At 69.3% G+C, this 11,450-nt stretch carries 14 protein-coding genes and 2 pseudogenes; 10 read left to right on the top strand and 6 right to left on the bottom strand.

Going from position 1 to position 11,450, the window contains the following annotated elements; translation table 11 throughout:
- The 3 genes and pseudogenes from AC0680_RS36475 to AC0680_RS36465 all read left to right on the top strand — a co-directional run.
- Positions 1 to 95, top strand: a pseudogene (locus tag AC0680_RS36475) (carbohydrate ABC transporter permease); the annotation flags it as partial.
- Positions 96 to 347: 252 nt separating this feature from the next.
- Positions 348 to 815 (top strand): ATP-binding protein, encoded by a 468-nt coding sequence (locus AC0680_RS36470; protein WP_478637331.1) that lies wholly within the window; start codon positions 348 to 350, stop codon positions 813 to 815.
- A gap of 141 nt (positions 816 to 956) precedes the next feature.
- Positions 957 to 1,772: a DUF899 family protein gene (locus AC0680_RS36465; protein WP_478637330.1), complete on the top strand. Its 816-nt coding sequence runs from the start codon at positions 957 to 959 to the stop codon at positions 1,770 to 1,772.
- A 41-nt stretch (positions 1,773 to 1,813) separates the two neighbouring features.
- Here AC0680_RS36465 and AC0680_RS36460 read toward each other — a convergent pair whose 3' ends face one another.
- From AC0680_RS36460 to AC0680_RS36450, 3 genes are all read right to left on the bottom strand, one after another.
- Positions 1,814 to 2,407, bottom strand: a complete 594-nt coding sequence (locus AC0680_RS36460; protein WP_478637329.1) for a dihydrofolate reductase family protein — start codon at positions 2,405 to 2,407, stop codon at positions 1,814 to 1,816.
- Positions 2,408 to 2,435: 28 nt separating this feature from the next.
- Positions 2,436 to 3,155: a DUF899 domain-containing protein gene (locus AC0680_RS36455; protein WP_478637328.1), complete on the bottom strand. Its 720-nt coding sequence runs from the start codon at positions 3,153 to 3,155 to the stop codon at positions 2,436 to 2,438.
- 212 nt (positions 3,156 to 3,367) lie between these two features.
- Positions 3,368 to 4,240 carry an LLM class flavin-dependent oxidoreductase gene (locus tag AC0680_RS36450; RefSeq protein WP_478637327.1) on the bottom strand — a complete coding sequence of 291 codons (873 nt, stop codon included), beginning with the start codon at positions 4,238 to 4,240 and terminating at the stop codon, positions 3,368 to 3,370.
- Between the two features lie 164 nt (positions 4,241 to 4,404).
- On the opposite strand from AC0680_RS36450, the pseudogene AC0680_RS36445 reads away from it, so the two are divergent.
- The 3 genes and pseudogenes from AC0680_RS36445 to AC0680_RS36435 form a co-directional block, all read left to right on the top strand.
- Positions 4,405 to 4,536: pseudogene (locus tag AC0680_RS36445) on the top strand (lasso peptide biosynthesis protein); the annotation flags it as partial.
- Between the two features lie 63 nt (positions 4,537 to 4,599).
- Positions 4,600 to 5,238 (top strand): helix-turn-helix transcriptional regulator, encoded by a 639-nt coding sequence (locus AC0680_RS36440; protein ID WP_478637326.1) that lies wholly within the window; start codon positions 4,600 to 4,602, stop codon positions 5,236 to 5,238.
- A gap of 32 nt (positions 5,239 to 5,270) precedes the next feature.
- Entirely contained in the window at positions 5,271 to 5,741 is a 471-nt protein-coding gene (locus AC0680_RS36435; RefSeq protein ID WP_478637325.1) for a DUF3291 domain-containing protein, read from the top strand.
- An 89-nt stretch (positions 5,742 to 5,830) separates the two neighbouring features.
- Here the strand turns inward: AC0680_RS36435 and AC0680_RS36430 are convergent, their stop codons facing one another.
- A complete protein-coding gene (locus tag AC0680_RS36430) occupies positions 5,831 to 6,835 on the bottom strand; it encodes a helix-turn-helix transcriptional regulator (protein WP_478637324.1) in 1,005 nt (334 codons plus the stop codon).
- A gap of 219 nt (positions 6,836 to 7,054) precedes the next feature.
- Between AC0680_RS36430 and AC0680_RS36425 the strand changes: the two genes are divergently transcribed.
- From AC0680_RS36425 to AC0680_RS36415, 3 genes are all read left to right on the top strand, one after another.
- Complete coding sequence (locus tag AC0680_RS36425) at positions 7,055 to 7,567, top strand: RICIN domain-containing protein (RefSeq protein WP_478637323.1); 513 nt, start codon at positions 7,055 to 7,057, stop codon at positions 7,565 to 7,567.
- A gap of 281 nt (positions 7,568 to 7,848) precedes the next feature.
- Positions 7,849 to 8,385, top strand: coding sequence for a GNAT family N-acetyltransferase (locus tag AC0680_RS36420; protein ID WP_478637322.1), 537 nt, complete (start codon positions 7,849 to 7,851; stop codon positions 8,383 to 8,385).
- Between the two features lie 110 nt (positions 8,386 to 8,495).
- A complete protein-coding gene (locus tag AC0680_RS36415; protein ID WP_478637321.1) occupies positions 8,496 to 9,053 on the top strand; it encodes a hypothetical protein in 558 nt (185 codons plus the stop codon).
- Between the two features lie 183 nt (positions 9,054 to 9,236).
- On the opposite strand, the gene AC0680_RS36410 is transcribed toward AC0680_RS36415, so the two are convergent.
- Positions 9,237 to 9,542, bottom strand: coding sequence for a putative quinol monooxygenase (locus AC0680_RS36410; RefSeq protein ID WP_478637320.1), 306 nt, complete (start codon positions 9,540 to 9,542; stop codon positions 9,237 to 9,239).
- Between the two features lie 562 nt (positions 9,543 to 10,104).
- Between AC0680_RS36410 and AC0680_RS36405 the strand changes: the two genes are divergently transcribed.
- Positions 10,105 to 10,266, top strand: coding sequence for a hypothetical protein (locus tag AC0680_RS36405; RefSeq protein ID WP_478637319.1), 162 nt, complete (start codon positions 10,105 to 10,107; stop codon positions 10,264 to 10,266).
- Between the two features lie 189 nt (positions 10,267 to 10,455).
- Here AC0680_RS36405 and AC0680_RS36400 read toward each other — a convergent pair whose 3' ends face one another.
- The gene (locus AC0680_RS36400) at positions 10,456 to 11,331 is read right to left on the bottom strand and encodes a hypothetical protein (RefSeq protein ID WP_478637318.1); all 876 of its coding nucleotides are present in this window, start codon (positions 11,329 to 11,331) and stop codon (positions 10,456 to 10,458) included.
- Positions 11,332 to 11,450 lie beyond the last annotated feature (119 nt).

Genomic DNA, 11,450 nt, shown 5'->3' with positions numbered 1-11,450 from the left:
CCGCGGCCACCGTCATCTCCCTCCCGGTGCTCCTCGCCGGGTTCGCCGCCCAGGACAAGCTCGTCCAGGGCCTCTCCCTCGGAGCCGTGAAATGACGCCCCGTTCACCGGGCACCACCGCTCCACCGCGCACCGTCACGCCCGACGCCGCGATATCGCTCGTCTGAGCAGAAACAGCTCATCTTTCAAAAACGCCCCCGCAGGCTATTGACACCCCATTTCACGGATCTTTAATGGAAGGGAAATTGCATATATGAGCTGTTATTGCTCACATGAGCAAAAAGCCGCGGATGCGGCCGCGTTGATCGCACGCTTTGCCTGCTTGAAGGGTCAAGGAAAATGACTGTTGTGGCTGAATTCGCCATCCCCCGTGATGTCGAACTGACCTCTGCCTCGTGCGCGTTGCCGGCAGTCCTGTCCTCCGCCCGGCAGGCGCGCACCTTCACCTCGGAATTTCTGCGACTGCGCGGCGAGGCCGAAGAATTCATCGAAGCGGCCGTGCTGATCGTCTGCGAGCTGGCCACGAACGCCATTCGCCACGGTGCCCGGCAGCTCGCCGAATACGGCCGGGAGCGAGGGCCGGATTCCGTGATCGCCCTCCGGCTGGCGCTGGAATCCGATGTGCTGCACATCGAGGTGCACGACGGCTCCGTGACCCTGCCCGTCCAGCGTGCGGCCGGGCGGGAGGAGGACTGCGGACGGGGGATGATGATCATCGCTGCGCTCGCCGAGTCCTGGACGTGCGGACTGGATCCCGCGGGTGGCAAGTGGGTCCGGGCGACGGTGCGGCGATCGACCGACGCCTTCCAGGGCTGACCCGCACCGTGACCCGGCCGGTCCACTGCCTGACCCGGCGCGCCCGCCCCGATGAGTTCCGGCCGGCTCGCGAGTCTGATCTGGTGACCGTCGCAGGACGTCGTACGACGGTCACCGGAACGTGACACCACGGAGGACACCATGACGACCACGCCGAACGACCCGACCACCGCGTCGCCCGGCCGCCCGCCCGTCGTCGACCTGGCCACCTGGCAGGCCGCCCGCGACGAGCTCCTGGTCCGCGAGAAGGCCCACACCCGCGAGGGCGACGCACTCGCCGCGGCCCGCCGCCGGCTGCCGATGGTCGAGTTCGACGGGACGGTCGAGGTCGTCGGAGCCGACGGCCCGGTCCCGTTCTTGGACCTGTTCCAGGGCCGCGACGAGCTCGTGGTCTACAAGCACATGTGGTACGACGGCGCGCCGCACCAGGGGCAGTGCGAGGGCTGCACCACCACGGCCTGGCACCTGAAGGACGCCGTCTACCTCAACGCCCGCGGCGTCTCGTTCGCCATCCTGACGACGGGCCGTTGGGACGAGGTGGCCTCCTACGTCGCGTTCATGGGCTACACCCAGCCCTGGTACTCGGTGCGCGACGTCGACGCGCCGGTCGGCGGCGACATGGGCCACCTCACCTGCTTCCTGCGCGACGGCGACCGCGCGTTCCTGACCTACTCCACGACGGGCCGTGGCAACGAACGGGTCAACGCATCCCTCGGCCTGCTCGACATGACGCCCTACGGCCGCGGCGAGGCGTGGGAGGACAACCCCGAGGGCTGGCCCGTGATCGGCGATGTCCGCGAGGGGCACCCGTCCGTGGCCCGCCAGGCCTGCTGGTCGTGGCGCTCGGACGCGGACGGGAACGCCACCTGGGGCCCGACCAGCCGCCCCGTACCGCAGTGGACCCGCCCCGGCGCGACCCCCGTGGAGACCCTCGGCCGGCACGGCCACCACCACTGACGCGCGGCGGACGGAGGCGGAGCCGCGGGCGTGGCGGCCCCCTAGGCGTCCCGGACGGGCCGGTACGTGAGGAAGACGAGGTCGTCACCAAGGGTGCGGGTGCTGATGAGGCGCAGGGGTTTGATGTCGCTGACCTCGCCGAAGAGGCGCTCGCCGACACCGAGCACGACCGGAAACACGGTGAGCCGCAGTTCGTCGACGAGGTCGTGCTCCATCAGCGACTGCACGAGCTGGATGCTGGCGTAGACGACGATGTCGCCGTCCAGCTCCTGCTTGAGCCGGGAGACTTCGTCCACCACGTCGCCCCTGAGCACCCCGCCCTTGGATGCCGTCGAACTGCTCCACAGGGGCTCTTGGAGGGTGGAGGACACCACGTACTTGGGCATGCTGTTCAATCTGTCCGCCCACTCGCCACTGCGGGAGAGCCACCGCGTGGCGAACCACTCGTCGCTCCGCCGGCCGAGCAGCAGGGCCGTGGCGCCCAGGGCCTCGTAGAGCTCGAGCTTGGCCCACGCCTCGCGGTCCTTGTCCCCCATCTGGAGGAACCAGCCGCCGCGGCTGAAGCCCTCCTCGCCGGTCGGGTCCTGGACCACACCGTCGAGCGAGACGTTCTCACTGATGACGATCTTCCCCATCTCGGTCTCCCCGGCCGGCGGTTCCAGCTCACCGGCGTCGTGGCCCTCGGCTGGTCTGGGCCACCCACTCCGGTGCCGGTTCCGCCTCGCCGTATTCGTCGTGCCAGTTCCACCATTCGTAGGGCGGGGTCTGGGGGTAGCCGTCCGGCGAGTCCTCCCATGTCTCCTGCCGCCCGAGCGCGGTGATGTCGAGGTAGCTCCAGAGGCTTCCCATCGCCTCGTCGCCGCGGGCGTTGACGAAGTACGTGCGGAACACGCGGTCGCCGTCGCGGATGAACGCGTTCGTGCCGTGCCACTCGTCCACGCCGAAGTCGCTGTCGAATCCGTCGGTGATCGTGTACCAAGGCATCGCCCAGCCCATCCGTGCCTTGACGCGCTCGATGTCCGGCTGCGGCGCCCGCGACACGAAGACGAGAGTGATGTCGCGGGCGTGCAAATGGGCGAGGTGGCCGACCTGGTCGGCCAGCATGGAGCAGCCGCGGCAGGCGTGGTCGGGCCAGCCGAAGACGCCGGGCTCGAAGAAGGCGCGGTAGATGACCAACTGACGGCGCCCCTCGAACAGGTCGAGCAGACCCGCCCTGCCCTCGGGACCGTCGAACGCGTACCTCTTCTCCACCGCCTGCCACGGCATCCGCCGGCGCTTGGCGGCCAGTGCGTCACGGGCGTGGGTGAGCCGCTTCTCCTCCGCGAGCAGCTGCTGACGCGCTGCCTCCCACTCCTGCGGTGAAACGATCGCGGGTGTCGTCATGGCGAAGTGCACCTTCCAGTGCGGTCCGAGCGCTTGCGCCGGGCCAGGGGTGTGAGGAGGCGCTACTCAGCAGGACCCCCTGAGTCCGGGGCCGACCGCCACATGCCACGGGTGCGCACTGGTGCGCCGCACGGCTCCGGCGGGACCTCGTCCCCGCCCGGCTCGTCGACCGTCACCATTCCTGTCTACTCCTGCCGCCGCTCGGAGGCACCTCAGACGACCGGCGGCCCCGCTTCGACGCGGCGCAATACCGGGGGCAGGCGGTCCAAATCGGGGCCGGTCTGGACCTGTCGCTCATCCCACCAGGTGGCGCCGGCGTCGCGTAGCGGACCGATCACGTCCCTGGCCCTGGCCGCGTCCAGGGGCGTGGCGCCGCCGAGCACGAACTCGAAGGGGTGCCCGGCACGCTCGCCCCCTGCCGCACGCTGCTTGCGCACATAGCCGACCAGCTCCCGTACTTCCGCCGCATCCGGCACATGGCCATGCCGCGCCGACTCGAAGAGCGGCACCGCGCCGTCCCACCGCGCGGCGCGCCGCATGGGCGGGCGACGCGGCCAGAACCCGCCGATCCATATCGGCGGACCGGGCCGCTGAACGGTGGCGGGCAGCAGCGTCACGTCCCGGGCCTCGTAGTGCCGGCCGTGGTGGTTCACCGACTCGCCGGACCAGAAGTGCCGCAACAGCTCCAGTCCCTCGTCCAGCCGCTCTGCCAGGAGGCGTGGCTCGGCCGCGTCGCCGAAGCTGCGGTATTCGTCCTCGATCGGACCGCCCAGACCTGCGGAAAGGATCGCCCGGCCGCCGCTGAGGTGGTCCAGGGTGGCCACTTGACGGGCGAGTTGCTGCGGACGGTAACGGGGGACCGGCGTCAGCAGCGTGCCCAGCCGGATCCGGGAGGTCGCCAGCGCGGCCGCGGTCAGCAGCATCCAGGGGTCTGCGAAGGGGCGCCCCTGGTGTTGTCGGTGCAGTACGTGGTCCCAGACGAAGAGCCCGTCCCAGCCGGCCTGTTCGGCAGCGGTCGCCAGGGTCGCGACGTTACGGGGGTCCGCGAAGTCACCGAAGTTGGGAATGTTGATGGAGAAGCGCATCACAGCAGGATGCGCAACCGGCCGGGAAGAGGCAACGGGGGGCGGATCCAGGCGACTTGGGGCGGGCCACCGACACCAACGCTCGCTCGCCACGGCCCTGTTGGGCCGCCTCGGAGGCGGCTCCGGCGTCGGCCCGGACTGCACACACCTGACCCACCTGGTCCACGGGGGTCCCCCCGCCCTTCGCCGCCCATGCCTGGGTCGAAGCCGACGGCCGCCGCGTCGGCGAACCCGACGACACCGCCACCCACCGCACCCTGCTCACCGTCCCTCCACGCAAAAACCACCGCCTGTAGCGTGGCGCCGCGCGGGGGACAGAGCTCTGTTTCGAGTACTCCCATTGGTCATAGAATCGACGCGTGACTGCTGAAGATTCCGCATTTGCGGTGCTGGGTGTGCTGGGTGACCCCGTACGCCGTCGGCTCTATCGACACGTCGCCGCCACCCCGGGTGAGGTGGGGCGCGACGCGGCCGCGGAAGCGGTCGGGATCTCCCGATCGCTGGCCGCCTTCCACCTGGACAAGCTGGTCGAGGCGGGGCTGCTGGCGGTGTCCTTCCGGCGGCTGTCCGGGCGCACCGGCCCCGGGGCGGGGCGGCCGGCGAAGGTGTACCGGCGCGCCGAGGGCGAGCACGCCGTGTCCGTCCCGCCCCGGTCCTACGACGCGGCCGGCCGGCTGCTCGCCGAGGTGGTGGAGAACGCCGGCCTGGACCGGGAGCTACAGGCCGCGGCGAAGGCCGCGGGCGCGGCGCATCCGGATGCGGCCGCCGACGACCTGGTCGAGGTGCTGCGGGCCCGCGGCTACCAGCCCTTCTGGGAGGGCGAGACGCTGCGGCTGCGCAACTGCCCCTTCCATGCGCTGGCCGAGGAGTTCCCCGCCTTGGTCTGCGGGATGAACCTCGCGCTGCTGGAGGGCCTGGCGCCCGAGCAGTGGTCGCCGACGATGGACCCGTGTCCCGGCGGGTGCTGTGTGGCCCTCTCTAAAGCAAAGACTCATTGACTATAGAAGCAGGGTCGGGCCATGCTGTGCTCATGACTGGCTTTCACCTTGCGCAGGTCAACATCGGCCGCATCGTCGCTCCGCTGGACGGCCCCGAGTTGGCCGGCTTCGTCGCCCAACTGCCCGAGATCAACGCGCTTGCCGAGCGCAGTCCCGGATTCGTGTGGCGCATGGTCGACGAGGGGGGCGAGGACGCCACCGGTGCCCGCCCCGACGAGAACGACGACATGCTCCTGATCAACTGTTCGGTCTGGGAGTCGGTCGAAGCCCTGCGGAACTTCACCTACCAGACCGATCACCTGCGCGTACTGAGCCGCCGCCGCGAGTGGTTCCACCGCATGACCGATGCGCACCAGGCCCTGTGGTGGATCCCGGCCGGTCACCGCCCAGGCATCGCGGAGGCGATGGAGCGGGTCGCGAGGCTACGCGAACACGGCCCCGGACCACTCGCGTTCACCTTCCGCGACCCCTACCCGGAACCGTCCGGGGTCGCACGGAGGTAGGGGCCACTACCGGTGCACCCCCGCCGGGCAGCCCGGGCGGACGTACCGCCGACCCGGGCGGCGCGGTTTGACTTGCGGGCTGAAGGGCGTCACGCGGTGATGGCCGCTACCAGTTCGTTCCGCCCGTAGGTGCCGGTCTTGCGGAAGATCGCCCTGAGGTGTTCGTTGACCGTGTGTACGGACAAGTCGAGGAGCCGGGCGATCTGCTTGGGCGCGGATCCGTCCTGCAGGTGGTGCACGATCTGGCGTTCGCGGGCGGTGATTCCGTACCAGTCGCAGAACGAGGGGAGCAGCAGCGTGCCGGTTGCCCGCTGGATCATGACCGCGATGTCGCCGTCGTCACCGAGGGGCTGTGCCTCGATCGCGGTCCACCAGCCGGATCCCACCGAGGGTACGCACAGCCGCGGGTACGGCCCGCGCGGGTTGCGCGCGGCGGCCGCCAGCGCGGCGAACGACGACTCGGTCAGCCAGTCCGGAACGTTCTGTCGGGCCGTCATCGCTTCCAGCCACGGTCGCGCTTGAGGTGTCATGGCCCCGATCCGTCCGTCCGCGGCGACGACGAGCACGCTCGGCGGCGGCGCGTGTACTGACGGGGCGACGGGCCCATCCGTCACATAGCTGCGCAGCGCGGTGATCAACGAAGGCCCGACCTCGGCGATTCGCCGTGCGTCACCACTGTCGAACGGCCGCCCGCCCGCCTCCCGCAGCAGGTAGAGCACTCCCCACACCCCGCGCGTGTCCCGCAACACGAGGCACAACTCCTCACCGACCCCGTACTCGTCGAGCAGCCGGTCACTCACACCTGGGCGATGTCTCCGATCGGCCACCATCACCGGAACCGTCTGCCGCGTCAGGCGATCCAGCTCCCGTACGGCCGCTGCCATGCGGTCAGGGTTCAGCAGCGCGCGGCCGACATCGGGGGCGTACCCGTGCCAGAAGGCCAGTGACGATACGCCCAAACCCGACGCCGGGTTCATCACCCCACACCGCAGCGCGTCATGCGCCACCACCGGCGCGAGCACCCGGGACAGCGCCGCCCCCGTCTCCTTGAGGTCGGCTCCCGGTACCAGTGCCGCGCGCAGATCCCGGTACATCCGATCCCCGTCAGCCCTCATGTGCCCAAGTGTGGGCCCACGTGAAGCCCTCAGACGGTATACGTCCGCGTCAACCCCCAAAAGTTTGGAATTTCCGGGAATGCGGCGCGAGGCGATCCTCAGATATGTGCTTCGGCGGTCACCTGACAGCCTCCACGGCTCAGGCCCGTGCCCAGCACGACACAGACCAAGGCCGGTCAACAAAGTGGGGAGAAACGGATGCGATCTGCACAGCGGATTTCTGTGGTCGCAGCGGTAGCGGCGAGTTCGCTGGTGCTGGGACTGTCGTCGGCACCGGCGGCCCATGCGGCAACCTACTACCAGCTCGTGGCGCGCCACAGCGGAAAGTGCGTCACGGTGCCCAATGGCAACCTGGGGCACGACGTTCCCGTGGAGCAGTGGACCTGCCGCGGCGAGACCGACCAGCAGTTCGGGGTCGACCACCTCGACCACGGCGAGTACGTGATCAAGGCCCGGCACAGCGGCAAGTGCCTGGATGTCGAATGGGCCAGTCACGAAAGCAGGGCCCGCATCGTCCAGGCCAACTGCCACTACGGAGACAACCAGCGCTGGTACCAGCAGCCCACCAACGACGGCTACGTCCTGCTCATCGCCAAGCACAGCGGCAAGTGCATGGACGTCGCCTGGGCCGACCAAGGAGACGGCGCACCGCTGGTCCAGTCCGGCTGCTGGCACGGGAACAACCAGCAGTTCAAACTGGCGCTTGTCTAGAAGGGCTGAGTGCCACAGGGGCCCAAGGCGCTGACGCCCCAGGAACCACACCGTCAGCACGGCTGCGGCCGGTCGACAACGCGGGCTCGATCCGCCGGCTGACCGCAGCCACCCCTGTTGGCGCGCACACGCGAGCCAGACAGTCTGCCAAGCGGGGACGGCGGCGTTCACTTCAAGCAGCAGCGTTTGCCCATCGGCTCGTTGGAAGGGATGTGAGAGAGGAAGGACCGGCCCGGACACGTGGGTTGATCGCTACTGAGCCTGCTGATTGGCTGGCCGGCATGACCGAGCTCGGACCCGTCGCCTGGCCACCTGCCCCGATCAGGACCGAGAGGCTCGTGCTCCGTGAGCCCGCGGCCCGGGACCGTTCGGCGGTCATCGAGCTGCTGGCCTCGCCACAGGTGGGCACCTACCTCGGTGGCCCCCGGCCGCGTGATGAGCTGGAGCGCGAGGTACCGGGGGTGCCCGGCCGGCGCCCCGGCCTGTTCATCGTCGATCTCGACGGAGCGATGATCGGCCAGATCACGCTCTCCAGAGAAACGGGGCACCTTCGTCAGGCTGCCGGGAAGACTGAGCTCGGCTACTTGTTCCTGCCGCAGGCGTGGGGACGCGGGTACGCCGGAGAGGCGTGCGCGGCGGCACTCGACTGGTTCGCCGACGCGCTTCCCGGCGAACCAGTGGTGCTCGCCACCCAGACCGCCAACGTCCGCTCGATGCGCCTCGCGGCGAAGCTGGGGTTCATCGAGGTAGAGCGGTTCGAGGCCTACGGCGCCGAGCAGTGGTTCGGCAAGTGGTCCCCGCTCGCGCCGTCCGACTGAGGTCGTGCGGCCGATCATGACACCCGGCCAACGGCCGGACGCCACCACGGTTCACCGCGCAATCGATAACTTGTGTTGGTGCCGACCGGCTTGGTGTGAAACTTCGGGCCATGACCTCACTGAACCTCGGCGATCTGGACTACCTTCGGGAGATCGAGCGCCTCGCCAACCGCGTCAAGCTGGAAGCATCGAGCGAAGGATGGCTTTCGTACCAGGAGGACCCGGAAGGCGCGACAGCGCTCCAGCGCAGCGTGAACGCACTTGCTCGGGCTCTGCGTCACTACCACTTCGACGGCGACGGCTGCCTGGAGGAAGACCGGCCGCTGGTGCGCCTCGTGGGAGCCTCGGTATGGAAGCCTTCCGCCATGCCGGCCGGCGTGGAGGAAGGGTACGAGGAGGCATGCGCGCGAATCGGCGTCGAGCCCAGACCCGAGGGCTGGGCTCTGTGGAACACGTGGAGCGACGGAGAGCTGAAGGTGACCATGGTGGTTTCCGCGGTCGGGACGACCGAGGGACTGTTTGAGAACTGGTCCCGTGGGAGGGCTCTCGATCCCGTGTCACCCCTGCCGTCACAGATCGCCCTCATCCGCCAGGGCTGGACAGGTCCCATGACCTTCTCGCCTCGCGCCGTCAGCCGGATGGGCCTTGGCGGTCGGCCGCTGTCCTAGCTTTTGGCGATCAGTGTCAGGTCCACATGAGGATCGCGGCGAGGTGCAGTGCGGCCTGGCCGGCGGTGGCGGGCTTGTCGGTTCGCATGGCGGGGCCTGCCACTACTTCTACGGCACGGTGACCGTTGCCGCCATCCGCCTCTGGCTCTGCCCATGACCCGCCAGGAGGTGGCCGGCCGGCCCTTAGAGCAGGCCCTTCGTGGTGTCTCCGGTCGGGAAGGCGTCCATGACGGCGATATCGAGGGGCTCGGCGAGTGCATCGGTGATCGCGGTGGCAATCGCGCCGAGGGGCTGGCCTTGGCTGTGGGCATCCAGGCTGGCCTGGTCGGCCCACTTCTCCACCACGATGACGCGGTCTGCTCCGGCGTGGACGGCATACAGCTGGCAGCCGTTCTCGGCGTGAACGGCCGGCGCGTGCTTCTCGAACGCGTTCAGGACCTCATCGCGTCGGCCGGGCTTGGTCTTGATCGTCGCAATGACAACGGGCATACGGTTCCTCCTGGGGTTGCGCAGAAATTGTGATCCTAACGATCTTCGGTATCGAGGATCGAACGAGAGCCCCGACCGCTGGTCACGAGCGCGGGCCGCCGGGTAGTGGGCCGGCCGTCCCACCTGCCGGGCGGCCTCCCGGTGCGATGGCGAGTTGGTCCTAAGCTGACGTGACCGCAGGGCCGCCGAGCGCCGGACGAAGGCCGGCGCCGACTGGGCCGGTGCCGAATGAGGAAGACGCATGCAGGGTGAACCAATAGCCGGACGCCGATCGAGGATCAACCGGGTGTGGCTTGTTGTCCCCGCATCAGGGATGGCAGCCGTCTGGCTCGCTGTCTACGAGCGGGCGCCCGCCGCGGTTCCGTCGCCCCAGTTCTACATCCTGTGTGAAACCCCAGGATCCCTGAAGGCGCTCTCCTTGGCATCGGTCCTGTCCATCGTCACCGCCGCGACCGCGTCCGTCATCGGCACGGTCCGGGCCGTCAGAACACCCTCACGCCGTCCCCTGAGGCCGATGCTTCACCTGGCCGTGGCACTCGTTCTCCTTGTGGGAGCGGACACCATGGACTACCTCGGAAGCCGCATCGCCTACCGCGCGGCGGTGCACAACGGCGCGGACATCGCCACCTGCGAGAGTGCCTACCACGTCACGCCAGGCTGGTTCTTCTTCCTCACCCCGGAAGACCGCGCGCAGTGGCACAGCCGCGCCGTCGAGGCCAAGTGATCCATTGCCGGTCGCTTCAAGGCCGGGGGCGTTGACCACGAACGTTCGCCGGTGTGGATGCCTGAGGCCGCCTCCCGTCCTTGATCTTGACGTCAAGGTCACGGCTTCTCGCGCGTGGAGGAGACGAATGGGACGGCGCGGTCCGGTGGGTGAGCCGGACCGCGCGGAGTTGCCGTAACGGGGTGTTGGTCAGTGGTTTCGGGAGGCGGAGTCGTCGTGGACGCCGCATCGGGTGGTCCTCTTGGTCTGGCCCAGGGGGAGGTCGATGCCAAGGCCGGGGGCGCCGCAGGTCTGGTTCTGGCGGCCGTTCTGAGCGGTGTTGGTTTCGGGCCCGACGACCTGCCCGCCGTGGGCCAGGGCCCGGCCGCGGTGCTCGGGGCCGTGACCGTGACCGTGGCCGTGGCCGTGGGAGTGGTCGACGGCGATGCACTTGGTGTGCTTGCGGATGGTGCCCAGGACGTTGACGGTCAGGGTGTCGGCGGAGTTGCCGCAGTACACGTTCTGCTTGCCGGTCTGCGCGGCGTTGACCTCCGGCCCGATCGCGGTGCCACCCAGCGCTGAGGCGTTGCCCCTGTGTGCGTATCCGCCGTGGCCGTGGCCGTGGTGGTGGCCGCGGTCGACGGCCACACAGGTGGTTTTCTGGTTGAGGGTGCCCGCGACGTTGACGGTGATCAGGTCGGCGGAGTTGCCGCAGGAGAGGTTCTGCTTGCCCCTCTGGGCGATGTTGCTCTGCGGACCGAGGGTGGTGGCGCCCACGGCGTGGGCGCCGCTGTGGTGGGTGGTGTGGTGGCGGGTGTGGCCGTCGACGTCCACACAGGGCTTTTCCCGGTGCACCGTCTCGGCGAGGTTGACGCGCAGCAGGCGGGCGGAGTTGCCGCAGGAGAGGTTCTGCTTGCCGGCCTGGTCGGTTTGCTCCTGCCCGCTGAGCGGGGTGAGGTCCATGTCGGCGAAGGCACTGGTGCAGCCGGCCGATACCCAGGCGCCGGCCGAGAGCACGACCATCACGACCCTGCGGACCGTCTGACCGGTGGCCGCCTGCGCCACGCGTCGTCCCTTGTTCCCCATCGAGTGTGTCTCCCGCCGTCGCATCGTGTGTGCTGCTCCCCACCGGCGGCCTGCCGTGCCCCGGTGAACCGCCGTCATGGCCAAGAACGCCAATCGTGGCGAAAGGTCACGATATGCCC

The sequence above is a fragment of the Streptomyces sp. NPDC043738 genome, from assembly GCF_056436545.1.
Note: the sequence above shows the minus strand (reverse complement) of the source record. Positions and strands in the feature narration are given on the sequence as shown.